We start from the raw sequence: 22,533 nt of genomic DNA, 5'->3' as shown, positions 1-22,533 counted from the left end.
TCCCACACCTTTCCCCAAATTCCATCTATTTGGCTACCGTAAAGCACACGACTTTTGGTTCGGTCATCTCCTGTATCGCGAATTTTACACCCTCGCGCCCGATGCCAGATCCTTTCACGCCGCCAAATGGCATCGCGTCGATGCGGTAATCCGTGCTGTCGTTGATCATGACTCCGCCCACATCCAGCTCTTTGACCGCTGCGAAAGCGTGGTCGATGTTTTTGGTGAAAATGCCCGCTTGCAGGCCGAAGGCGACGTTGTTCGCTTCCTTGATCGCTGCGTCCAGATCGGGTACTGAATAGATCGTGACAACGGGCCCAAAAATTTCTTCCCGCGCCAGTCTGCAATCCTCCGGCACATTGACAAGCACGGTCGGCTCATAATAAGCGCCATTGCGATTTCCGCCCGTCAGCAAAATCGCTCCCTTCTCAACCGCTTCCTGAACCCAGCTTTCTACGCGAGTGGCTTCTGCCTCGGTGATCATCGGCCCCATGTCCGTCTCCTCCGCCTGCTTATCGCCCACAATGTACTGGTTGGTCCTTGAAACGAACCCTTTCACAAATTCGGCATATCGCTCCTCTTCGACATAGATGCGTTGCACCCCAAGGCAATTTTGCCCCGCTGCCCAAAACGCGCCGGAAACGGTGGATTCAATCGCATGCGGCAGGTCAGCATCCTTGAGGACGATGACCGGTGAGTTGGAGCCGAGCTCCATGCTGATTTTTTTCAAACCAGCCTTCTGCATAATCATTTGACCGGTTGCTAAGCCGCCGGTGAAGGAAACCATCCGAATGGCCGGGTGCGTAATCAGCGCATCCCCCATATCGCTGGTGTACCCCGTCACAACCGAAAGGATTTTGGGCGGAAGGCCCGCATGGTCAAACGCTTCCGCCAAGAGCAGCGCAGACAGCGGTGTGGTGGGGGCGGGCTTGACGATGATGGCGTTGCCAGCGGCGATGGCGGGGCCGACTTTGTGCGCAACCAGGTTCAGCGGGTCATTGAACGGGGTGATCGCCGCGATGATGCCGATCGGAAAGCGATAGAAGTATCCGGTACGGTTTTCGCTGCCCGGCATTTGGTCAAAGGAGATCGTCTCCCCATTGATCCGTCTGGCTTCCTCCGCGCTGATCCGCAGCGTTTCCACGCAGCGCCTCGCTTCCTTGCGCGCCTCCCGGATCGTTTTGCTGCCTTCCCGCGCGATCATTCTCGCGTATTGCTCCTGCCGCTGTGCAATCCAATCGGCTGCTCGGTGCAGGATCGCGATCCTCTCGTGCACCGGCATGGCTGCCGCAATTTTTTGCCCGTCCTGCGCCTCGTGAATGGCGTGCAGCACATCCTGTTCGCTGGCGGCAGGCACTGTGCCGATCAAACGATTGTCCTGCGGATCGCGAACTTCCATTTCCTTTTCGCGCGAAACCCAATTTCCGGCGAGAAACATCTTGTGTTTGACAGTTGCAGTCTCTGTTGACATGGGTTACCCCCTCCATCTTACATGCTGATTGTGGCTCAAAGCTGATTACGACTGATGTTGAGCAAGTCGATCAATATGGAAAAACCGGTCTCTTTTTTTCCCGCGCCCGCGCCGATAATCGTGATCGGACCGGCAAGATCGCACGCGTATGTGATCGCATTTTGCGCACCTTGGACACTTGCCAGCGGGTCAGTCAAGGGAAGCGCTTCCAATCCGACTTTAGCGATCAGCTTGCCATCTTTTTTGGCCGCTTTCGCGAGCAGCTTCCACCGCTTTCCATTCTCCTTTGCCCAGGCGATATCGGCGTGAGTCAAATGCGTGATGCCCTCGCGCTCTACTTCATCGCGTCCGATCGGCATCCCCATGACGATATTGGCAAGGATGGTGAGCTTGTACTGGGCATCGTACCCTTCTACATCGCTCGTCGGATCCGCTTCGGCAAAACCAAGCGCCTGTGCTTCCGCGAGCGCTTCGTAATAGCTCATGCCCTCTTCCATTTTGGTGAGCATATAGTTGGTCGTCCCGTTGAGAATGCCGCGAACTTCCCCGATTTCATTGCCGGCGAGCGTTGTCAGTGGCATGCGCAGCGTCGGGGTGCCGCTCATCACCGTTCCTTCAAAACACCAGCGTACACCATTGCGCCGCGCTAGCTCAGACAGCTCCCGATACGCCAGCGAAACCGGCCCCTTGTTGCTCATCACGACGTGCTTCCCACTCTCAAAAGCCGCGCGGCAATGGTCGATCGCAGGCTGCCCCGTCTTCACATCGGTATAGGTCATTTCGACGATGGTATCCGCATTGCTTTGCCGAATCGTCTCAAAGCTGTTCCATCCTCGTACGAGCCCGTCCTGATCGGGATAACCAGCAAGCTTGCCCGTTTCCTGCACAACGTCGAGCAATCGTTTTATGTCCAATCCGTCGGGATGATACAGCGAGCCTTTCAGTAGATCGGATACGGCCACGACCTTGGCAGCGAAGCCCTCCTTTTCCGCCAGTTCCATTTCTTTTTCCAGCAAAATTTCCGCCAGCCCTTGGCCGACGACACCAAAGCCGAGCAACGCGATTTTGTGTGCCATTGTAACTGTTTCCTCCTCTACTTGTCAGTTTGTCTGCAGATGTGCCGCGAGCGCGCGGAATGCCTGATCCAAATCGGCGATTAAATCTTCCGTGTCCTCGATTCCACACGAAATGCGAACCAAGCCTTCCGAAATCCCCAGCGCTTGCCGTTCTTCGAGCGTGCACTCGACATGGCTTGTCGTCCGCGCGGGTCCGTAAATCGTTTCGACCGCACCGAGGTTTCCGGCCCGATTGGCATATTGCAAGCGCGGCAACAGGATTTTTACGGCATCCATTTCCCCTTTGAGCACAAAGCTGACAATCCCGCCGAAGCCTCTCATTTGCGCTTTGACTACCTCATGGTGCGGATGCGTCGGCAATCCCGGATAATAAACGGCTTCGACCAACTCCTGCTTTTCCAGATAGCCCGCTAGCGCCATCGCGCTTTTGGCCTGCTGCTCAACGCGCAGCTTCAGCGTTTTCATTCCGCGAATCATCAGGTATGCCGACCACGGGTCCATCGTCGCGCCGTTGATTTCGCGGTAATGGTACACCTTTTCCATGAGAGCACCAGACCCGCACACAACACCACCCAACACATCGGCATGTCCGCTCAAGAACTTGGTAGCACTGTGAATCACCAGATCCACGCCGAGCCGCAGCGGATTTTGGTTGATCGGCGTCGCGATCGTGTTGTCGATAAACACGAGTGCGCCAACCGCTTTGGCCGCTTTCACCAGCCTTGCAATGTCCAAAATCTTCAGCGTTGGATTCGTCGGCGATTCGAGGTAAAGTAAATTGCAGCCTTTGGCGATTTCCGCCTCAATCTCTTCATGGCTGCCTGTATTGCACAAGACGACATCTACATTGATATTCGGCAAAAACTCCGTGAAAATCTTGTTCGTCCCACCATACGTATCTTTTACCGACACAACCCGATTGCCCGGTCGCAAAAACGTGTACAACGCGCTGCTGATCGCCGCCATCCCGGATGAAAAGGCGATTGCTGCCTCTGCCCCCTCAAGTGTGCATACTTTTTGCTCGAACGCCTGAACAGTTGGATTGCTCATCCGATTGTACATATATCCTGGTTTTTGCCCTGTCGCCACATCGTACCACACGTCCACATCGTCGTAGCCGTACGCCACGCTTAGCACCACAGGCACTTGGGTGGAGCCGTGCGACAAAAACGCTTCTTCTCCGGCCCAAACCGTTTTGGTCCCCAGTTGACTGTGCTCAAAATCACGTTTTCTCATGTGCCCTCCATGTTTGCATTGATTTCTTTTTGTTTTGTATTTTGTATACAATATACAACAACCTGCACAATTTCACCTTTTACGTAGCGTGAAAAAAATAACTGCTTCTTCTTTTTAGCAGGCGACGATTTGCACAACCATCATTTTGTATATTGTATATTGTATTATCGACACCCCTGAATTTCAATACACAACTTTTCTAAAATGCTGAAAATTTTATTTGATCGAATCTTCCTGCCATTCCTTTCTCTACCCTTGACATCGTTCATCGACTCTTTATATGATGCTACTATCAAAGGGTAAGAGGGTGAATGATAACCATGCTTTGCACAACATTGGTTTGCTCGATACGCGAAACGCTTCTTTGATTAGGGGGCGTTTCCTCCATTTGTGATGATCGCCTCCGATCAAAGACAGACTCGAAGCTTCAATTCGACTATGTCTATATGGAGGGAATCACATGAATACGCCGTTCATTAAAAATCACCAGTTTAACTTTATTAAGCAGCAGGTAAAAAACCTGCAGTCTACGCTCATGACTGTATCTGACCCAAAGGTCATCGAGGGGGCGCGCTTCGGCGCGGAAGCAAAAATCTTCGAGCAGTTTCTGGCCATTACGAATGAGCAGAAGCAGTTGTTCGCACCGCTTCTTACGCTGAAAAAGCCGGAGGAATTCCAGGAATTCGTAACGTCTTTGACGCCGTATTTGTCCAGCTTTCCGAAAGTGACGGAAAAGCAAATCCAGAAGCTGTTTCCAAAGAACAAAAAACTCAAGACTCCGAACCTGGATGCACTCAATTACACCGCGCTTACGTATATCGGGTGGATTGACATTGCCACAAACAAAATGTTCTTTGTTTATGAGCAAAACAACCAGATCGTTGGCATAGAAGGCAGATTCACAGCCACTAACAAGAAAAACGTATGCTCGCTGTGCAATGGTGTTGCAGAAGTCGCACTTTTTTCCGCGATCACCAAGACCAAAAATGCCAAGTACGCCGATTATTACAAAGCGGTCGGCAACTACATGTGCATCGATAGCGCCGCATGTAATGCAAAAATCAAAGATCTGACTTACTTGGAGTCGTTTATCGCGAGCGTGTTGGAAAATGCGTGAGCCGCTGTAAAAGAAAAACAGGCCGTCTGCCCTTGCAGACCGCCTGTTTTTCTCGTTCATTCCGCCTTCTCGATCAAATCCAGCCATGCCTGCCGGGTCTGTCCGAGCTCTTTTTCTGCCAAAGCTGCCTGCTCGTTCAGCTTGCCGATCAGCGCACTCACCTCTTTTCGCTTTTCCCGCGCTTGCGTAAGCGATGTGGAAATGCGATCCTGCACGATCCAGTCCGTGATGATATTGTCAAAGAAGAAATCCGCAAATGTCAGCATTTCCCCGATGTCGATGCGGATGGCGCTTTCCCGCTGGACATCTTTTAGCTCTTGCTGGAATTTTCGCAAGCTTTTTTGCGCGCTGTGGATCGCGGATCGCGCTTCATCGATCCGGTTGTGCTTGATCGCTGTCGAGATCATTCCGCCTCCAAGCATATCCCATGCTCCCCATGAGCTCGCTGATTCAAGCTGCTTGATCGCTTCGTCGAGATAAGCGACAGTTGAACGCCCCGCCACGATGGCTTCCTGCACTTCCTTCTGATGGGCTTGCAAATCGGATTCGCGATGTGTCAGCTCACGCAATCGCGTTCCCAGCACCGGTCGTACTTCCAGAATCAAACGCTCTTTATGTGTCAGCTTCTCCGCCATCTCGCTCTCCAGACCCGCAACCTGGCGTAACTTCTCTTCCAGCGATTGAATTTCGTCCTCCAGTTCCTTGACCGTATCGGAAGTGACCTCATATTTTAATCGGGCCTGTAAAAGTTCTTCCGTCTCCTTTGCCAGCTTCTCTTCCTTTTTTCCAATCATGCTGTAAAAAAATGCGCCAAACGATATCCCCGTCAGCCGATCAACATCATGCTGCTCATTACGCAGCCTTCTCAAAAGTCTGTCTCGCTTATCAACCTCTTGTTTATGCTGGCTGCGCAGCAACTGCACATTTTGCTCCCAGTGCAGCTTCTGCCGTATGCGCAGCTTCAAATCCGCCAATTGCTGGTTTATTTCCTCGAACACCTCATCACCCCCCGCTTCCCTTTTCCTTGTTTACGTGTCATTCCGTCAGATGTTTCTACATCTTTAGTATTTCTTTACCTTTTCTTTCCCCTTTGTAAAGTTTTTCACTTTATACTTGGTACTGGAAGTTGATATACAGGCAAGCAAGTGAGGTCATGATTGAAATGAATGCAGCTCTAACCCTAAAAAAATGGCGAGCCCGGCTCCTTTTTCATTTTGTGAGCATCGGCTATCTCGCGTTTCTCTTTGATCTATTGTTCGTCCGCAACCGCGGCTTTCTCGACGGCTATAACTACAACGTCATACCGTTCCGAACGATTGGCATGTACATCAGCCAGGCGCATCACTTCAACTTCTGGATTTGGTCCACCAATCTGTTCGGCAATATCGTGCTGTTTATTCCGCTCGGGTTCCTGATTCCCGCCTATGTACGCTTTGCCCGGCGGCCCATGCTGGCTTTGGTGCTCCTCCTACTCGTCAATACCTCGATCGAGGTGGCCCAGATTGTTTGGCATGTCGGCAGCTTTGATGTGGATGACATTATCCTCAATTTTTTCGGGGGCATGCTGGGAATCGTGCTGTTCGTTCGGCTTAAGCGAGCTGTGAAACGGCAAAACGTATAAGAGGAAATCGGCTGAAGTGCCGGTGGGGAGAGCCAAGCGAGTTGCCTGAAAAGGAAAAGAACCGTGCCCGACCAAGCACGGTTCCTTGCGTTTTACTCGTTTATTTGATCGTCGGATTTGACCTTGACCACTTCCACCGAAAGTGTCGCCGTCTTGTTGCGATACGTGAAGGTAATCCTGGTCGTCCCCTCCGCAAGCCCGGTCAGCTCCCCGTCAGCAAAGGACGCGATCGCTTTGTTACGGACCGCGGCGTCAGCAATGTCAGTCACATCGATCTTTGTTCCATCTGCAAGCTCTGCCGTCACCGCGATCCCTGCGCTCTTCCCTTTTTCGAGCGTCACCTTTCGCGCGCTTAGGGTCAGCTTGTGAACCTTGCTCTCTGCTTGCACCGTGACTTCGAGCTGTGCGGAGCGACCGCCGTAATTCACCTCAACGTTTGCGGTTCCAGCCTTGATCGCAGTCAGCTTTCCTGCTTCCACTGCGACGACATCTGGATGATCCGATGTCCAGACCGCGATATCCGTTACATCTCGTTTTTCTTTTCCAGGCAGCAGCGCCACTGCTTGCAGGGAAGTGCTGTCGCCAATAAGCATTTCAGCCGATTCGCGCGAGAGCTGCAATTCGTCGATCTGATTCTTTGCTACGGTTACGGGTAAGGTGCAGACGAAATCATCGTAGCGAATCGTAATAAGCGCATCTCCTGCATTCTTGCCCGCGGTAATGCGACCGGACGCAGCAGACGCGAGCTTGGCATCGCTCGTTTGGTAGGAAACGTTTTTCTCCCGCGTGATCTCTCTTTTCTTTTTATTATTGTAAATGGCATACAGTTTGAAGGTTTTGCTTTTTTGCGGTTTTAGCCAAAGGCTGTCTACGGATGCTTCCAGCCGTACAATTTTGGGTTGGGCTGCCGGTTTGGTCGTCGCTTTCACCTCATTGGATTCCCCGGCATTTATTCCGCCTGTGACCACTAGATGGAATAAATAGGTCGTGTCCGGCAAAAGCCCCTTTACCGTTGCCCGCGTATCGGCCGGCGAAATACGCCCTGTATCCGCGTTTTCCCACGCGCCGCCCTCGACTCGCTGCTGAATGATGACGGCTGCGGCACCTGTGAGCGACGGCCATGTGAAGCTAGCAGCGTCTTCCGTAAGCTCGTTTGCTACAAATGAAGTGATCGGTGAGGCCGGGTCTGGCTGCGGCGGATATGTAACCGCCGCAGTCATGCCGCTGTATCGGGCAGGCTCGCTTTTTTGCGTGCCGCGCCACGCATAAATTTCATAGTCGTACCGCGTGCCGGGCTGCAAGCCGTTATCACGGAAAAATGGCTGAACCCCAGCATACAAGACGGCTCCGTTTCTGACCACACTGTATTCCGTTACAGTGTCAACCGCGTGCCAACTAAGCGTGATACTCGTTGTCGTCGACACAGACGTAACATTGGATGGTTTTTCCGGTTTTCCACTATCCACGATTTTGGATCGCTCAAATTCCGTAATCGCCTCATGCAAAGCTTCAGCTGCTGCTTCTACCTGCCCTTTGGTAGCGGTAAGGTCATTTCTCACAGCTGTTGCCGCAGCAATTGCGGCTTGAAACGCCAACTTCGCGCTTGGCGGATATTGGCCGACTCCCTCACCAGCCACAGCTTGGTCATCGAGAGCCAGCGCCTCGTTGATGGCGGAGCGAAGCTCTGCTTTATACTCCACTGCCGGAAGCGTCACCTCGACCCGATTGCTTTCCGACTTGTCCGCCGCCGTATCCTCCAGTGTGATGTGTACCGTCGCCATGCTGCCTGCTCCGGCAAGCTGCAAAACGAGCGGCCCCCGTTCAGCACCCTGGCTTTGCGTAAGGAGTATCTCGCCATTCTCCGGCGAGTAAAGTCTCACCGCCGCATGCGCTGGAACATCTGCGATGGTGATCGTGAATGTCCCATTCTCATGACGGATCACCTCAACCTGTCCTAGAAAAACAGCGGGTGTCTGCTGCTGAATGACCGTGACAGGTACCGTCACTGTCGTCGTATGCTGGTAACCATCGCTCACATCTACTTGCACATTCGTTGTCCCTTTTCCAATAGGTGAAACGATGAGCTGGTTTGCTATCACCGATGCGATGGCGATACCTTCGTCATCCGACACTGGATTGGACAGCTCCAGCATATCGCCATCATCGTCGCTCGCCAGCTGCCCCGGACCAAAGGTAAGTGGAGCATCACCTTTCGTGAATCTTGTCTGCAAAGCCGGAGTGGCAACCGGCGGCATGTTGGGCACGTCATGCAGGCTGACATTTTCAAATGTATATTCATCGCTATAATACCCATCTGCATCCCGTATTAACGTCACCCTGGCTTTGCTGGTCGTTGTCTCTCCTTCAGGCAGCCGAACTTCATTTCCGCCTGCCGTACCCGACATGTAGAGCGTGTACGATTTCCCTTCTTCAAAAAAGACGTCTTCCGGCAATAGGACTTCAAAGCTGCTTGAACCCGGTGTCACGCCTACTACACTCGGCGAATAGGAAACGGAATCCGTATTATTCCGGACCACATAATCGTTTTTGTTATGGATCCTCCGATCTGTCTCCAACCACGTCCCTTTCGTACTTTCGTTAGGGAACTCGAACTGCAGATGATTGGGATTGCCGCCGGTAGGTGTAAAGGTTACGATCGCATCGCCTGGTTTCAGCTTATAGCCGGTCTTTAGCGGCAGATTCATCACGGGCGGCGACTGGAATGTGCCTTTGTTCCAGTTTGTGACGTCCACTTCCGCATCGCTGAGCGGATTGCCCTCTTCATCTTTCAATGGGTTTTCGCTGTTGCGGTATGCAAGCGTGACCTTTTTCCCCTTCGCGACCGTTTCTGGGAGCATGATCAACGCAAGGGTCATAAATCCGTCAGCATCCACGAGAGGACTGACAAAAGAGAGCGCTGCTGGCTGATCGTCCACCTTCACCACAAAATCGTCTGTCGACAGCGAATTGGCGTCCCCCACCAAACGCTTGCTGAACTCAACAATAATGGCGTCATTGCTAAGCATTGCATTGATCATGTGCGGCAGCTCCGTCTCGTTCAACGCGATTGCAGGAGCGGCCATTCTGCTTTGACCAGTATGAGAGGTTGCCATCGCTGACGCTTTACCTGTATATCCGATCGGCCCGATAAGCGCGCTGGTGATCAGCACACTCGCCGAAATGAGCGAAGTACAGCTTTTCCAAGAAAGCCGATACATTTCTGTGTTCCCCCTTTTTCTATGTCGGCAGTGCAGTCTACTTTAAGCTTCCTTCCAATCGCCCGATGCAGGCAGTCTGGCAACTCACTACTAGATAGGGAGACGAATGGAAGGGGAACGTCCGCAACCGCTGTATATTTACACTGTAATCAATGGACTATTGGTTTTGACCTAACTAAAGTTAGTAGTTTCCGTGTAAATTACGAACTTGGTACAAAATGTGCTCCACATTTCCAGACATAGAAAAAGAACCGCCGTATCCGGGCGGTTCTTCGTCTTTTCCACGTATTATTATTGCGTGATGGTATCGATGAGCTCAATATAGCGCGGATAAACCTTCTCCCATTCGCTCTTACGCGACTCGATCGTCTTGCCAGCCAGCAGCGCCCCGATGACGTCCAAGCAGACATGCCAGCCAGCCAAATCTTTCGGGGTATGGGGAGTCACTTGGTGAATTGTTTCGATTAATGTTAAGGTGCATCCCGCTTGTTCCTTCTGCAGTTCAAAGCGGACGCGGTCCTCTCCCCACGTATAGGCCAAAGCCGAATTCGGGGTCAGATCCAAAATCTCCATATCCAGAAACGTCCCATCCGGCATGGCAAACTTGATCATCCCACCTACACGAAGATCGTCGACACGCAGCTCGGAAAACCATTGCGCGAGCTTTTCATTTTCCGTCAACATCGCCCACACTTGTTCGACCGGGTGTGGCAGATGACGTTCAAATCGAGCGGTATATCCGTTTTCCGTCTGCTCCATGGCAGCCAACATCTCCATCACCTCTCCACGATATATATTCTCCAGTATGTCCGAACGTTCAGCAACTCGTGCATCGTGCCGCTGTATTAAATTGATACTGTCTCTATTCTATCATTTGACTCTTCCAAGCAGGAGTCATCTTGCATGCACAACACGCATACACGCAAAAAAGACCCGCTTCGTTTTCCAACGAAATGCGAGTCTTTCTTTTGTTCACGATCAATGCGAATGGCTTATCGCAGCGATACCACGAGCTCTTCCAAACGATCCCATGTTTCCGTGATGCCTTGCTCCATACCCATATCGATAACGGCTTTGAGCGCTTCCGGAGATGCGTAGCGAGCGCGGTTGATGAGCTTGGTTTTGCCTTCATGCTCTTCAAAGATCAGTGTATTGTGCGCCGAAGGCATCCCTTCCGCTTCATTGCCTTCCGCATCAGAGAAATAGTCGACATACACGATCTTTTCATTATCGACGATTTCCTGGTAGACGCCTTTGCCCCAAGATTCGAATCCGTAAAAATCCCCTTGGTTTTTGTCGATGCACTTCATGCAGTAATGCCAAACCCCGCCTGGGCGAAAATCGATGTTACATACGGTGAGCGTCCAGCCGCGCGGTCCCCACCAATTTTTCAGATGCTCAGCCTCGGAGAATGCCTTGAACACAAGCTCGCGAGGTGCACTGAACACACGCTCCAGAATCAATTCCTGCCCATCAACCTTAGTAATCATTTTGCTCGCCATTGCCAAATCCCTCCTGAATTTGAATGTTTACTTGTCCTTCTCCTGTTTTGCTTGCAGCTGTTGAAGGTATCGTTCTAGATTGTCGAATCGTTCCTCCCACACGCTGCTATACGTTTCAAGCCAAGCCTCCAAGGCTTTGAACGGCTCGGAACGTAGCTTGTAGTGCCGCCTATTGGCATCGGCCTCCACCTCAACGATTCCCGCTTCGAGCAGGACACGCAAATGCTTCGAGGCTTGCGGTTGGCGCAAATCTAAGCGTTCTGCAATCTCCCCTACTGTGAGCGGGCCGTCACGCAGAAGCTCTACCATGCGGAAGCGGTTCGGTTCAGCCAAAGCGCTAAATGTTGTACTGTCCATGGCCTCGCTATCCTTTTTGGAAGCATCATTTCGCTTCTTGTTGAATGTAAGTTCTTACGTTTATGATTGGTGCTTTCTGACCCAAATATACCACGAACTGAATATTCCTGTAAAGGAATATTCAAAAGTTATTTTTCTCCCTGTCGAAAATGCTTCACCAGCATACCTGTTTCACCCCAATCTGTATCGATACAGATGGCACTTTTTCCGATTGTAGAAAACCGCTCCCCCTTCTACAATGAGACTACAGGTTTTGGAAAAAACAGCATCGTGCGATCGCGTAAAAACAAGGGGTGACAAGCCATGTACCAAATGACGAAAGAAGAACGGACCGCTTACTTGCGGCGAATCGGAATCTCCGATTTGCACGAACCGACCAAAGAATACTTGTTTGCCTTGCACAAAGCCCATGTAGAAACCCTTGCGTGGCAATGCATCGATATTTTTGCCGGAAAACCCGTCGGGATGGACGTCGAAGAATCCATCCAGCTCATTCTGGACGGGAGAAGCGGATATTGCTTCCATTTGAACGGGGCGTTCAGCACGCTTCTCCGCTCCTTGGGCTACAACGTGTCGATGCATCGGGCGGGTGTTCAGCCGCTTGGGGCCGAACCGCGCATCAATTCGTTTCACCTCGGCCTGACCGTCAACCTGGCCGGTGCACATCAGGAGGAAGATCGCTGGATCGTCGATGTGGGGCTGGGTGACATGCCCTACGAGCCTCTTCCGCTGCGTTTCGGCACGTATGAGCATGCTCCGCTGCACTACAAGGTGATGGAATCGAGCGTTGCCGCCAACGGCTGGCGATTGGAGCACGACCCGTTCGCTACTTTTACAGGTGTTGATTTTGCACCCGACGTTGTGGAGTCGCTGGAAGAATTCAAGCCAAAGCATGAGTATTACAGCCGCCATGCCGAATCGCCCTGGATCAATCTATTTCTCATCCGCCACCGACATGCAACCGGTAGCAATGAGTTGAGAGGCTGCGTCTGGAGCAAGTATGACAAGGATGGCGTTCACAAGACCGAGCTGCAGACGAAATCGCAGTGGCTTGCTGTTCTGGGAGATGTGTTCGGCGAGCATCTCGTCGCCTATAGCGACCTGGTAAAGGATGAGTTGTGGAAACGGGTATCCCGCGCCCATGAGGAGTGGAAAAAATCCAAGGCGCAAAAGGCGTGAAAAGGCGCGGGTATTCCCGCGCCTAGCTTCGTATCCGCTCCCGCGCCTGCTTCGTATCCGCTCCCGCGCCTTGCATTTACAAATCTATAAAAATAGATATAATGGTCGTTATGGACCCTACACTGATTTATAAAGCCTTGTCAAATGAAACCCGCAGTCAAATCTTGCAGTGGCTCAAGAATCCCGAAGATCACTTCAACGAAGCGTGCTATTTGGAGCAAGGACTAACGTTTCGTACCGGCATATGCGTTGGCGACATCCAAAAAAAGTCGGGACTCGCGCAGTCTGTGATTTCCAGCTATTTGTGCACGATGCAAAAAGCCGGCTTGCTTGAATCGGAGCGAATTGGGAAATGGACGTATTACCGGCGGAATGAACAGACGATACAAGAGTTCGCCGCGTACATTAAAAACCAACTCTAATGGGGAAAGGAGGGCTTTTTTTGTCCTGACATATCTATTTTTCTGTATATGTAAATATGATTGGAGATGTAAATCGAACATGAAAAACTCGAATCCGCTGCTCATCCTCATTCTGGCTTTGGGTGTCTTCGGCATCATTACAACTGAAATGGGGATTGTCGGGGTACTGCCCCAGATCACGCAAAAATTCACGATATCGGCGTCAGCGGCTGGCTGGCTCGTCAGTAGTTTCGCCCTCGTCGTTGCGCTTTTCGGCCCGTTTATGACTCTGTTTGTTTCCGCCGTAAACCGCAAAATAATTTTGGCGGTAGCCGTGCTGCTTTTCGCGATCGCCAATATCGTTTACGCTTATACATCATCGTTTTGGGTCATGCTCGTATTTCGGATTCTTCCGGCGATTCTTCATCCGGTCTTTTTCTCGGTAGCGCTCGTGACAGCTTCCAAGCTGGTTCCACCCGAGCAGAGCGGCCGTGCGGTCACGAAAGTATTCGCCGGCGTTACGGTCGGGTTCGCTTTCGGCGTTCCCCTAACCTCCTACCTCGCTGACATGTTTTCGCTCAACGTCGCTTTTGGGTTTGGAGCGATCGTCAGCTTGCTCGCCTTTGCGGGAATCGTTACCTGGCTCCCTTCCATGCCTGTCGGTCAAAAAATGTCGTACGGCAAGCAGCTTGTCATCTTGCGCAAACCTACCTTATGGTTACATATCGCGACGGTTGTCTTTCTTTTTGCCGCAATGTTCTCCGTATACAGCTACTTTGCCGAGTATCTTGGGCAAGTCACCCGGATGAACGGGTCATGGATAAGCATCATGTTGATGGCTTTCGGAGTGATCATGATTGTGGGGAACTTCCTGTTTGGAAGCTTCATGCAAAAAAGCGCGACAAAAACCGTCCTTCTGTATCCGCTGCTGTTTGCGGCTATGTACCTGCTCGTCTATTCCTTCGGCTTCGCTTTTCTTCCGATGGTTGCGATCGTGTTCATCTGGGGGATCGTCCATTCAGGCGGGTTGATCGTGGGGCAGTCCTGGCTGTTGGCCGAGGCGAAAGAAGCTCCGGAATTCGGAAACAGCCTGTTTGTCTCCTTTTCCAACCTCGGTATTACCGTAGGAACGGCCATCGGCGGTTTGTTCATCGCCCACCTGGGCATCCATCAGCTCATCTGGAGCGGTATTATGTTCGCAGCGCTTGCATTCCTTTCAATCGTGGTCAAAGTGAAGCTGGCTCCAGTGAGAACGCGGGAATGGAATGTTTCATCCTGAGGGTAACAACACCCTCTTGGAAAAGAAACAGCGACAGTCTTGGGATTCGTTGCATCTCCAAGCTGCCGCTGTTTTCATTGTATCGGTACCTTACATGTTCGTCTCTCCGGTGGGATGAGCCGATGCGCCACCGCTGTTTCCTTCACCCGCCGCTCTCCTCACAGATCGCAGCGCAAACAAAAAATACACGATCGACGCGAGCAACACATACGTCCATAAGCGCTGTACCATCGGCACTCCCCACACGTCGGTCAGCACGAGCAGCGACGGCACGGTCAGTGTCACCCATGATTGGACGAACGCCACTTTTCCGACGTATCCATCAATCCGTTTGCCAAGTGCATTGCCGAGGAAGAACAACAGCCATAAAAATGCCCACATAAACCACGTCAGCGCGCTTACGGCATCTTTGAAATGAAGAGCAGCGACCACCGCGTACACGACAGCGATAACCGATACCCATAGCGAAAACCAGCCAAGACCGTTGCCCTCCAGCCCCATGCACGCCGTGAAACCGACATACAGATAGGTCAAGCCGAACAAAAAGGTTGCGGCGTACCCATAGACCGTCCAATTGGCTTGGTCAGATACCACGATCAAGTAAAACGGGATGACGATTTGCAGGAAACCGACAAAAAGATTAAACACGCCGACGCTCTTGCCGTTTGCTCTGCCCATCAACACCAAGCTGTTCAAAAAAAGCGCCGCTCCCGACAGCAGCAAGCCTACCTGTCCCATAGTGATTCCCTTCTCCCGCCATCAAAGTTTGCGTTTGCCGAAAAAAAGAAAAAGCAGTTCCATCTTGGATAGAGGAATTGCTTTTTCGAAAAGCGTTTCCGGCGATCAAGCCATTACAAAACGATGCTCACGATGATTCCCGACAAGATGCTGACCAGTGTGGCACCATACAGCAGCTTCAAACCAAAGCGCGCCACTACGTTCCCTTGCTTCTCGTTCAGCCCTTTCACCGCTCCCGCAATGATCCCGATGGACGAGAAATTGGCGAACGAAACGAGGAAGACGGAAATGATCCCGAGCGCACGCGGGCTGAAGGTGGATGCGATTTTGGTCAAGTCCATCATCGCCACGAACTCATTGGTGATCAGCTTGGTCGCCATGATGCCACCGGCTGAAACGGCCTCCGCCATCGGGATGCCCATGATGATCGCGATCGGCGCGAAAATGTAGCCCATAATCGTTTGGAACGAGATGCCGAATATCAGCTCGAACGTATGGTTGATCGCCGCCATCAAAGCGACAAACCCGATCAGCATCGCACCGACGATGATCGCGACCTTGAATCCGTCCATAATGTACTCGCCGAGCATTTCAAAGAAGGTTTGCTTCTCTTCATCTTGTACGATCAAAATATCTTCGCGATCATCGACCGTGTACGGATTGATGATCGAGGAAATGATGAAGCCCCCGAACAGGTTGATGACGATTGCCGTCACCACGTATTTCGGCTCAATCATCGTCATGTAAGCACCGACGATCGACATGGATACGGTGGACATTGCGGACGCGCACAGCGTATACAGCCGATGCGCAGGCAGCGCGCCTAACTGCTTTTTCACCGTGATGAATACTTCCGACTGTCCGACCATCGCGGACGCGATCGCGTTATACGACTCCAGCTTTCCCATGCCGTTGATCTTGCTAAGTAAAAGACCAATCCCCTTCATGAGGAACGGGAGAATTTTGAGGTGCTGGAAAATCCCGATCAAAACCGAAATGAAGACGATCGGCAGCAACACGTTGAGGAAAAACGGGGACGCCCCTTCGTTGGCCATTCCACCAAACACGAACGATACCCCTTCATTGGCGTATTTCAGCAATTGGCTGAACACCTCGGCGATCCCTTGGATCAGGATCAGCCCGAACTGCGTATTCAAGAGCAGCCCTGCCAAGGCGATTTGGATCACGACCATGATCAGAAGCGGTTTTACCTTAATCTTTTTCCGATCACTGCTCGCAAGCAAGGCCAGGGCAAACACAACCAGCAATCCAGCTATCGATAGTAAGTAACTCATGTTGCCTCCACTTGGATGCTATCCACTCTCTTTTTTAATGACTCCGCTTTCAAGATAAAAGTGCTCGTACCTTTTATTTTAAGAGATCTTTGGACGAGAAATACCCGGGCAGCAGCTCCTCAATCGAAGCTTCCACCACGTCTCCTTTTAGGTTTGCCAAAAACACGCGCGTATTTTCGGTCGCGAACTCGGCGAGCACTTGCCGACACGCACCGCATGGAGAAATTGGTCCGTCCGTATCGCCTACGACCGCAATCGCTTCAATCTCCGATTCCCCTTCGGATACGGCTTTGAAAATCGCCGTCCGTTCCGCGCAATTACTTAAACCGTACGAAGCGTTTTCTACATTGCAGCCCAGAAACAGCCGTTGGTTTTTGGTGATCAACGCAGCTCCGACCTGAAAGTTAGAATACGGGGTATAGGCTTGTTTGCGCGCCTCGATCGCCTGGTTGACCAGCATGTTGATATCCATCGTTCATTCCACCCAGTCTTGCGTCATTTTTGAGAAGAAGGAAACCGGGCAAAACCAAAGGATTTGCCCGATTCCCGCCTTTACTTGGACCTAGTATTCAGAAGTAGAAGTCAGGCCTTTCATGATCGACACGCCGGAGCTTGCTCCGATGCGGTTGGCTCCCGCTTCAACCATGGCCAGCGCGTCTTCCAAGCTCCGCACGCCGCCAGACGCTTTCACGCCCGTTTTTTGCCCGACGGTTTTTCTCATCAACGCGACGTCTTCCACAGTCGCTCCGCCCGTGGAAAAGCCTGTGGACGTCTTGACGAAATCAGCGCCCGCTTGCACGGAAAGCTGGCTCGCCTTTTCAATCTCTTCTTTGGTCAAAAGCGCTGTTTCCAAAATTACCTTGGTCAGAGCCTTCCCTTTTGCCGCTTCGACAACCGCCTTGATGTCGGCTTCGACGAGATCGTATTTTTTGTCTTTCAGCGCGCCGACGTTGATCACCATGTCAACTTCGGTCGCACCGTTTGCGATCGCATTCGTCGTTTCGAATGCTTTCACTTCTGTCGTGGTCGCTCCCAGCGGGAAACCGATCACAGTGCAAACTTTTACTTGTGGAGTGTCTTTCAGTACTTCAGCGGCCGTTTTCACCCATGTCGGGTTCACGCAAACGGAGGCAAACTGATACGTCTTCGCTTCCTCCGCCAGTTTCACGATCTCATCTTCGGTTGCCGTCGCTTTCAACAACGTGTGGTCAATCATTCTCGCCAAATCAACGTTCATTTGTATTCATCCTTTCCCCTGAGCAATTTTTATTGAATTTCTTTATAAATCAGCGTAGGTGCTGTAACTTTTTCGTTGACGATCTTGTAGGCGCCGTAGACTTTTTCCATGACCTCCGCCACATTTTCAGTGTTGCTGTGGATAGTGACCAATGCTTCTCCCGCTTGTACGGCGTCGCCGACTTTTTTGTGGAGCACGATGCCGACCGCCAGATCGATCTGGGATTCCTTCGTTGCGCGTCCTGCGCCCAGCATCATCGCGGCGATGCCCACTTCTTCAGCGGTAATCGCCGAAATGTAGCCCGCCTGCTTCGCCGGCACTTCGATCAAAAAGCGAGCGGTTGGCAGCTTGGACGGTTCATCCACGACGGACGCGTCTCCACCCTGCGAGGACAAGAATGTCTTGAAGGCATCCAGCGCCTTGCCGTTCTGCATCACTTCTTCGAGCATCGCCCGCGCCTCTTCAAGCGACTGCGCTTTACCCGCCAGCATCACCATATGGCTGCCGAGAGCCAAGCTCAGCTCATGCAAGTCTTGCGGCCCTTTTCCTTGCAGCGTGTCGATCGCTTCCTTTACTTCCAGCGCATTGCCGATCGCGAAGCCCAAAGGCTGGCTCATATCGGAGATAATCGCTTTCGTTTTGCGTCCAACGCCGTTGCCGATATCCACCATGGCTTTTGCCAGCTCTTCTGCTTCTTCCAGGCTCTTCATGAAAGCGCCGCTTCCGGTTTTCACGTCGAGCACGATTGCATCCGCGCCCGCCGCGATCTTTTTGCTCATGATGGAGCTTGCGATCAGTGGAATCGAGTCGACCGTTGCGGTCACGTCGCGCAGCGCATACAGCTTTTTATCCGCTGGCGTAAGGTTGGCACTTTGACCAATGACTGCGATCTTGTTTGTATTGACCAGCTTGATGAACTCTTCGTTCGTAATTTCAACGTGGAATCCTGGTACGGCTTCCAGCTTGTCGATGGTTCCGCCGGTATGGCCGAGTCCGCGTCCTGACATCTTAGCGACAGGAACGCCGAGTGCCGCGACGAGCGGAGCCAACACGAGAGTGGTCGTGTCGCCGACACCGCCAGTGCTGTGTTTGTCCACTTTAACCCCGTCAATTTGGGAGAGATCGATCTGGTCGCCCGACTGTACCATCGCTTCCGTCAAATAAACCCGCTCTGCCTGGGTCATTCCTTGGAAGTATACAGCCATGGCAAAAGCCGACATTTGATAGTCAGGAATGTCGCCGTTCGTGTAGCCTTTGATCAAAAACTGAATTTCTTGTTGGGTCAACTCATGACCGTTCCGCTTCTTTTCGATGACATCAACCATTCTCATGCTAACGCCCTCCAGCATTTATGATCAGTAAGCGTTAACGCTTACAAATTAGGAAAATCACACACATAGAAACTTTACGAGAAAAACTATAACACACAATTTGAACAAATGTAAATTATAATTAGAACAAATGTAAAACCTTTATCCAACAGTGGGAAAACGTGGCGACACACGATGCAGGTGGATACGAAAAAATCCCAATCTCTCACTGATATCATGGGAAATTGGGATGGAATTATGCAGCAGGGAAGGAAAAATCCCCCCCTCACGCTATCGATCGGGGGTTTGTTCCGCACTCTCGCTTATATGGAACGGTTTCTTTCTTTATCAAGCAAAAATTGCGCTGTGTATTGGTCGGTAATCAACACATTCGCATACCCGCCCCTGAGCGCACCATAAATCCCTTCGATTTTTTGCGGACCCCCGGCCACGAGAATGGCATACTCCTTTTTCTTAAACTCGTCCAGCTCGATTCCTAGCGTCCGTTCATTCAGGCTTTCATTGCAAATGTTTCCGTCCATATCGAAAAACCGGGAGCAGATGTCCCCAACCGCTTTGGCATACAGCATTTCCATATCCTGCTCGGTGAAATATCCTAGCTGGAAGAGGAGCGATTCCGACATGATCGGACCACAGGTGAACATCGCGATATTGGCCTGCTTCCCCATCTCGAGTACTTTGCGGATGTGACGGTCCGCCTCCATCGCTTGCTTGACCACAACATGGTCGACGATTGCTGGCAGCGGTAAATACAGTGGCGTTGTGTTGAAAGCCTTTCCAAAATGATAAAGAATTTCAGATGCGTACGTGTGCGTCTCCAAGTGGCTGACGCCGCCCTTCAATTGGACGACCTTCACATCATTTACGAACTTTTGCTTCAGCTCGATGGCGACATGATACAGCGTCGTGCCCCACGTCACCCCGATGATGTCCCCGTCCTTTACGATTTCCGCGAGATACGCCGCCGCTTTTTCGCCAATGTAATTTTTGATGATGTTGTTCTCGTACTGCGGGATCGAAACCACGATCGCTTTTTTCAACCCGAACTTTTGTTCAAGCTCATTTGACAAATTTTGAATATCTCCCGCCGCATCTCTGATCTGGATTTGCACAATCCCTTCATTTTTGGCGGTTTGCAAAAGCCGCGATACGGTCGGCCGGGACACGCCCAAGCGCTTTGCGATCTCATGCTGGTTATAATCAAGCAAGTAATAAAGCTTGGCAGCCTCGATTACTTTGTTCAACTTATCCGTCTCCATACAATACCCCTATGAAAAAAAGTCATATTTCTTTATTTTATCAAAATCATTTTGGCTGGATACAGCAAAGTTTATGAAATTATGTAAAAGTGCCAAAGAAAAATATTTCTATTACAGAAAAATACTCTTGTGTAATGATTACAAATGAGGTTACTATGTTGGTAGTAACCACGTGGAATTGTTTCGAAATTCGCAGGAAAGGAGGTTGCTTTGTATGAATTTTCGTGTATATATGCTGGCCATCGCTTCTTTTGTCGTCGGCATGGTTGAGTTGATCATCGGTGGCATTTTGGATCAGGTGGCAAGCCAATTTGGCATCTCCATTAGTCAGGCGGGCGAACTGATCACGGTCTTTTCCTTAGTATTTGCAATCGCCTCCCCGATTTTGCTCACGCTGACCGCCAAAATTGAGCGGAAAGCCTTATGCTTATGGGCGCTGCTGGTCTTTTTGTTTGGCAATATCGTTGCATATTTCAGCCCTGTTTTTTCCATGCTGATGATCTCCCGCATCATTTCGGCAGCGAGCGGGTCGCTTTTGATCATCCTTTGCGTGACGATGGCCTCCAGCCTCGTGAAGGAGGAGTTCCGCGCCCGTGCGATCGGCGTGATTTTCATGGGAGTCAGTGCCTCCTTGGTGTTAGGCATCCCGATCGGTCTGGTAATCGGTACCCATTTCGGCTGGCGGGTCATTTTCCTGTTGATTGCGATCCTGACGCTGCTCACCATGTTGGGCATTTACTCATTTATGGATAAAATGGAACCAAAGCCAGTCATTCCTTTACGTCAACAGCTGCGCACCCTGAAAAACGCCAAAATGCTGTCGGCACAGCTTACCTCGCTGTTTTTCCTGACGGGGCATTTGACGCTGTATGCGTATTTGACGCCTTTCTTGCAAAGCACGCTGCATATCAATGCGACCTGGATCAGCTTGTTTTATTTTCTGTTCGGGATCTCCGCCGTGCTGGGCGGAGGAATCGGAGGCTGGACGGCGGATAAATGGGGATCGAAGAAAAGCATTTTGGTCATCGTCTCACTCTTTACGCTGATTCTGTTCCTCTTGCCGACCGTTACGTTTTCGATGCCGCTCTTCATTCTGGTCATGATGATCTGGAGTGCGTTGAGCTGGGCGCTCACGCCTGCACAGCAATCGTATCTGATTGAAACGTCACCGGAAACGTCCGACATCCAGCAAGGGCTAAACAATTCTGCACTGCACTTGGGGATCGCGCTCGGTTCTTCCATCGGCGGATTCGTCATCAACGAGTACTCCGTGTCGCATAACGCGGTCGTCGGTGGCTTGATTACGCTGCTCGCCCTGTTTTGCGCATGGTTTTCCATCACCCGCACATCCCCATCCAATGCGCGGGAGCATGCATCGTTACGTAATTAAATTCACTTCAAGGAGGTGTACATGGCCGCACGTCGGCATTGCTTTCCCTCACGCGGCCATGCCATTATGAGCGTTCATATCAATGCAAAACAAGGCGATATCGCCGAAAGCATCCTGCTGCCAGGTGACCCGCTCCGCGCCAAATACATTGCGGAGACGTTTCTGGAAAATGCCGAGTGCTACAATACCGTGCGCGGCATGCTCGGCTTTACCGGCACATACAAAGGGAAGCGGATTTCTGTGCAAGGGACAGGCATGGGCCTTCCGTCGATCTCGATTTATGTCAACGAACTGATCCGCGAATACGGCGTGAAAAACCTGATCCGCGTCGGCTCCTGCGGCGCGATTCAAAAAGACATCAAGGTGCGCGATGTGATTCTCGCGATGACCTCCTCCACCGATTCGAATATCAACCGCAACAACTTCCCAGGATTCGACTATGCGCCATGCGCGGACTTTGCACTCTTGCAAAAAGCGTATCAGACCGGCATGGACAACAAGATGCCGATTCGCGTCGGGAATGTACTGTCTGCGGACGTGTTCTACCGCGACAGCATGGAAATGGTCGAAAAGCTTGGGACTTACGGTGTGCTGGCTGTCGAGATGGAAACGACCGCATTATATACGCTGGCCGCGAAATACGGCGCGCATGCCCTGTCAATCCTGACGGTGAGCGACCATATTTTCACCGGAGAGGAAACGACGGCAGAAGAGCGCCAGACCACGTTCAACGATATGATCGTCATGGCTCTCGATGCGTTGATTAAGGAATAGGACCTTCAATAGAGAGAAAAAAGCCCGTTCAACCACGAAACATCTGTCTGGT

At 51.5% G+C, this 22,533-nt stretch carries 21 protein-coding genes; 7 read left to right on the top strand and 14 right to left on the bottom strand.

Translation table 11 applies throughout. The features are described from left to right. Positions 1-25 precede the first annotated feature (25 nt). Genes EDM56_RS14400 through EDM56_RS14390 form a run of 3 tightly spaced genes read right to left on the bottom strand, consistent with a single transcriptional unit; the run spans position 26 to position 3,783 of the window. Positions 26-1,471, bottom strand: coding sequence for an aldehyde dehydrogenase family protein (locus tag EDM56_RS14400; RefSeq protein WP_122918601.1), 1,446 nt, complete (start codon positions 1,469-1,471; stop codon positions 26-28). Between the two features lie 35 nt (positions 1,472-1,506). Then, positions 1,507-2,547, bottom strand: a complete 1,041-nt coding sequence (locus EDM56_RS14395; RefSeq protein WP_122918600.1) for a homoserine dehydrogenase — start codon at positions 2,545-2,547, stop codon at positions 1,507-1,509. A gap of 24 nt (positions 2,548-2,571) precedes the next feature. After that, on the bottom strand, positions 2,572-3,783 hold the full coding sequence (locus EDM56_RS14390; protein ID WP_122918599.1) for a cystathionine gamma-synthase family protein: 1,212 nt from the start codon (positions 3,781-3,783) through the stop codon (positions 2,572-2,574). Between the two features lie 460 nt (positions 3,784-4,243). Here EDM56_RS14390 and EDM56_RS14385 point away from each other — a divergent pair, with 460 nt between their 5' ends. After that, positions 4,244-4,900, top strand: coding sequence for a FusB/FusC family EF-G-binding protein (locus EDM56_RS14385; RefSeq protein ID WP_122918598.1), 657 nt, complete (start codon positions 4,244-4,246; stop codon positions 4,898-4,900). Positions 4,901-4,956: 56 nt separating this feature from the next. On the opposite strand, the gene EDM56_RS14380 is transcribed toward EDM56_RS14385, so the two are convergent. After that, positions 4,957-5,898, bottom strand: coding sequence for a coiled-coil domain-containing protein (locus EDM56_RS14380; RefSeq protein ID WP_122918597.1), 942 nt, complete (start codon positions 5,896-5,898; stop codon positions 4,957-4,959). Between the two features lie 164 nt (positions 5,899-6,062). Between EDM56_RS14380 and EDM56_RS14375 the strand changes: the two genes are divergently transcribed. Next, a complete protein-coding gene (locus EDM56_RS14375) occupies positions 6,063-6,521 on the top strand; it encodes a VanZ family protein (RefSeq protein ID WP_183192440.1) in 459 nt (152 codons plus the stop codon). A gap of 92 nt (positions 6,522-6,613) precedes the next feature. On the opposite strand, the gene EDM56_RS14370 is transcribed toward EDM56_RS14375, so the two are convergent. The 4 genes from EDM56_RS14370 to EDM56_RS14355 all read right to left on the bottom strand — a co-directional run bounded on the left by EDM56_RS14370 (position 6,614) and on the right by EDM56_RS14355 (position 11,598). Next, positions 6,614-9,739 carry a fibronectin type III domain-containing protein gene (locus tag EDM56_RS14370; protein ID WP_122918595.1) on the bottom strand — a complete coding sequence of 1,042 codons (3,126 nt, stop codon included), beginning with the start codon at positions 9,737-9,739 and terminating at the stop codon, positions 6,614-6,616. A 291-nt stretch (positions 9,740-10,030) separates the two neighbouring features. Next, positions 10,031-10,510 (bottom strand): SRPBCC family protein, encoded by a 480-nt coding sequence (locus tag EDM56_RS14365; protein WP_122918594.1) that lies wholly within the window; start codon positions 10,508-10,510, stop codon positions 10,031-10,033. Positions 10,511-10,731: 221 nt separating this feature from the next. After that, positions 10,732-11,241, bottom strand: coding sequence for an SRPBCC domain-containing protein (locus tag EDM56_RS14360; protein ID WP_122918593.1), 510 nt, complete (start codon positions 11,239-11,241; stop codon positions 10,732-10,734). A 27-nt stretch (positions 11,242-11,268) separates the two neighbouring features. After that, the gene (locus EDM56_RS14355) at positions 11,269-11,598 is read right to left on the bottom strand and encodes an ArsR/SmtB family transcription factor (RefSeq protein WP_122918592.1); all 330 of its coding nucleotides are present in this window, start codon (positions 11,596-11,598) and stop codon (positions 11,269-11,271) included. A gap of 303 nt (positions 11,599-11,901) precedes the next feature. Between EDM56_RS14355 and EDM56_RS14350 the strand changes: the two genes are divergently transcribed. The 3 genes from EDM56_RS14350 (at position 11,902) to EDM56_RS14340 (ending at position 14,457) form a co-directional block, all read left to right on the top strand. Beyond that, positions 11,902-12,777 carry an arylamine N-acetyltransferase family protein gene (locus tag EDM56_RS14350; protein ID WP_122918591.1) on the top strand — a complete coding sequence of 292 codons (876 nt, stop codon included), beginning with the start codon at positions 11,902-11,904 and terminating at the stop codon, positions 12,775-12,777. Between the two features lie 110 nt (positions 12,778-12,887). Continuing rightward, positions 12,888-13,199, top strand: a complete 312-nt coding sequence (locus EDM56_RS14345; RefSeq protein ID WP_122919170.1) for an ArsR/SmtB family transcription factor — start codon at positions 12,888-12,890, stop codon at positions 13,197-13,199. Positions 13,200-13,278: 79 nt separating this feature from the next. After that, on the top strand, positions 13,279-14,457 hold the full coding sequence (locus EDM56_RS14340; protein WP_122918590.1) for an MFS transporter: 1,179 nt from the start codon (positions 13,279-13,281) through the stop codon (positions 14,455-14,457). Positions 14,458-14,547: 90 nt separating this feature from the next. Here the strand turns inward: EDM56_RS14340 and EDM56_RS14335 are convergent, their stop codons facing one another. The 6 genes from EDM56_RS14335 to EDM56_RS14310 form a co-directional block, all read right to left on the bottom strand. After that, complete coding sequence (locus EDM56_RS14335) at positions 14,548-15,195, bottom strand: AmiS/UreI family transporter (protein WP_122918589.1); 648 nt, start codon at positions 15,193-15,195, stop codon at positions 14,548-14,550. Positions 15,196-15,308: 113 nt separating this feature from the next. Next, positions 15,309-16,490, bottom strand: a complete 1,182-nt coding sequence (locus EDM56_RS14330; protein WP_122918588.1) for a NupC/NupG family nucleoside CNT transporter — start codon at positions 16,488-16,490, stop codon at positions 15,309-15,311. Between the two features lie 73 nt (positions 16,491-16,563). Then, positions 16,564-16,962 (bottom strand): cytidine deaminase, encoded by a 399-nt coding sequence (locus EDM56_RS14325; protein WP_122918587.1) that lies wholly within the window; start codon positions 16,960-16,962, stop codon positions 16,564-16,566. Positions 16,963-17,052: 90 nt separating this feature from the next. Continuing rightward, the gene (deoC, locus tag EDM56_RS14320) at positions 17,053-17,727 is read right to left on the bottom strand and encodes a deoxyribose-phosphate aldolase (protein WP_122918586.1); all 675 of its coding nucleotides are present in this window, start codon (positions 17,725-17,727) and stop codon (positions 17,053-17,055) included. Between the two features lie 29 nt (positions 17,728-17,756). Continuing rightward, on the bottom strand, positions 17,757-19,058 hold the full coding sequence (locus EDM56_RS14315; protein ID WP_122918585.1) for a pyrimidine-nucleoside phosphorylase: 1,302 nt from the start codon (positions 19,056-19,058) through the stop codon (positions 17,757-17,759). 302 nt (positions 19,059-19,360) lie between these two features. Further along, on the bottom strand, positions 19,361-20,317 hold the full coding sequence (locus EDM56_RS14310) for a DNA-binding transcriptional repressor DeoR (RefSeq protein WP_122918584.1): 957 nt from the start codon (positions 20,315-20,317) through the stop codon (positions 19,361-19,363). A gap of 214 nt (positions 20,318-20,531) precedes the next feature. Between EDM56_RS14310 and EDM56_RS14305 the strand changes: the two genes are divergently transcribed. Both EDM56_RS14305 and deoD read left to right on the top strand, forming a co-directional pair. Beyond that, the gene (locus EDM56_RS14305) at positions 20,532-21,707 is read left to right on the top strand and encodes an MFS transporter (RefSeq protein WP_122918583.1); all 1,176 of its coding nucleotides are present in this window, start codon (positions 20,532-20,534) and stop codon (positions 21,705-21,707) included. A gap of 66 nt (positions 21,708-21,773) precedes the next feature. Further along, positions 21,774-22,481 carry a purine-nucleoside phosphorylase gene (gene deoD, locus EDM56_RS14300; RefSeq protein ID WP_122919169.1) on the top strand — a complete coding sequence of 236 codons (708 nt, stop codon included), beginning with the start codon at positions 21,774-21,776 and terminating at the stop codon, positions 22,479-22,481. Positions 22,482-22,533 lie beyond the last annotated feature (52 nt).

The organism is Brevibacillus fluminis (assembly GCF_003710825.1).
Lineage (GTDB): Bacteria > Bacillota > Bacilli > Brevibacillales > Brevibacillaceae > Brevibacillus_D > Brevibacillus_D fluminis.
Note: the sequence above shows the minus strand (reverse complement) of the source record. Positions and strands in the feature narration are given on the sequence as shown.

What these genes read in the sequence shown, in the direction of transcription:
- EDM56_RS14390 (WP_122918599.1), bottom strand. Translation starts at nt 3,783, where the DNA reads ATGAGAAAACGTGATTTTGAGCACAGTCAACTGGGGACCAAAACGGTT.
- EDM56_RS14335 (WP_122918589.1), bottom strand. Translation starts at nt 15,195, where the DNA reads ATGGGACAGGTAGGCTTGCTGCTGTCGGGAGCGGCGCTTTTTTTGAAC.
- EDM56_RS14305 (WP_122918583.1), top strand. Translation starts at nt 20,532, where the DNA reads ATGAATTTTCGTGTATATATGCTGGCCATCGCTTCTTTTGTCGTCGGC.
- EDM56_RS14365 (WP_122918594.1), bottom strand. Translation starts at nt 10,510, where the DNA reads ATGTTGGCTGCCATGGAGCAGACGGAAAACGGATATACCGCTCGATTT.
- EDM56_RS14345 (WP_122919170.1), top strand. Translation starts at nt 12,888, where the DNA reads ATGGACCCTACACTGATTTATAAAGCCTTGTCAAATGAAACCCGCAGT.
- EDM56_RS14375 (WP_183192440.1), top strand. Translation starts at nt 6,063, where the DNA reads ATGAATGCAGCTCTAACCCTAAAAAAATGGCGAGCCCGGCTCCTTTTT.
- EDM56_RS14330 (WP_122918588.1), bottom strand. Translation starts at nt 16,490, where the DNA reads ATGAGTTACTTACTATCGATAGCTGGATTGCTGGTTGTGTTTGCCCTG.
- deoD (WP_122919169.1), top strand. Translation starts at nt 21,774, where the DNA reads ATGAGCGTTCATATCAATGCAAAACAAGGCGATATCGCCGAAAGCATC.
- EDM56_RS14310 (WP_122918584.1), bottom strand. Translation starts at nt 20,317, where the DNA reads ATGGAGACGGATAAGTTGAACAAAGTAATCGAGGCTGCCAAGCTTTAT.
- EDM56_RS14385 (WP_122918598.1), top strand. Translation starts at nt 4,244, where the DNA reads ATGAATACGCCGTTCATTAAAAATCACCAGTTTAACTTTATTAAGCAG.
- EDM56_RS14315 (WP_122918585.1), bottom strand. Translation starts at nt 19,058, where the DNA reads ATGAGAATGGTTGATGTCATCGAAAAGAAGCGGAACGGTCATGAGTTG.
- EDM56_RS14340 (WP_122918590.1), top strand. Translation starts at nt 13,279, where the DNA reads ATGAAAAACTCGAATCCGCTGCTCATCCTCATTCTGGCTTTGGGTGTC.
- EDM56_RS14355 (WP_122918592.1), bottom strand. Translation starts at nt 11,598, where the DNA reads ATGGACAGTACAACATTTAGCGCTTTGGCTGAACCGAACCGCTTCCGC.
- EDM56_RS14370 (WP_122918595.1), bottom strand. Translation starts at nt 9,739, where the DNA reads ATGTATCGGCTTTCTTGGAAAAGCTGTACTTCGCTCATTTCGGCGAGT.
- EDM56_RS14350 (WP_122918591.1), top strand. Translation starts at nt 11,902, where the DNA reads ATGTACCAAATGACGAAAGAAGAACGGACCGCTTACTTGCGGCGAATC.
- EDM56_RS14325 (WP_122918587.1), bottom strand. Translation starts at nt 16,962, where the DNA reads ATGGATATCAACATGCTGGTCAACCAGGCGATCGAGGCGCGCAAACAA.
- EDM56_RS14400 (WP_122918601.1), bottom strand. Translation starts at nt 1,471, where the DNA reads ATGTCAACAGAGACTGCAACTGTCAAACACAAGATGTTTCTCGCCGGA.
- EDM56_RS14360 (WP_122918593.1), bottom strand. Translation starts at nt 11,241, where the DNA reads ATGGCGAGCAAAATGATTACTAAGGTTGATGGGCAGGAATTGATTCTG.
- EDM56_RS14395 (WP_122918600.1), bottom strand. Translation starts at nt 2,547, where the DNA reads ATGGCACACAAAATCGCGTTGCTCGGCTTTGGTGTCGTCGGCCAAGGG.
- deoC (WP_122918586.1), bottom strand. Translation starts at nt 17,727, where the DNA reads ATGAACGTTGATTTGGCGAGAATGATTGACCACACGTTGTTGAAAGCG.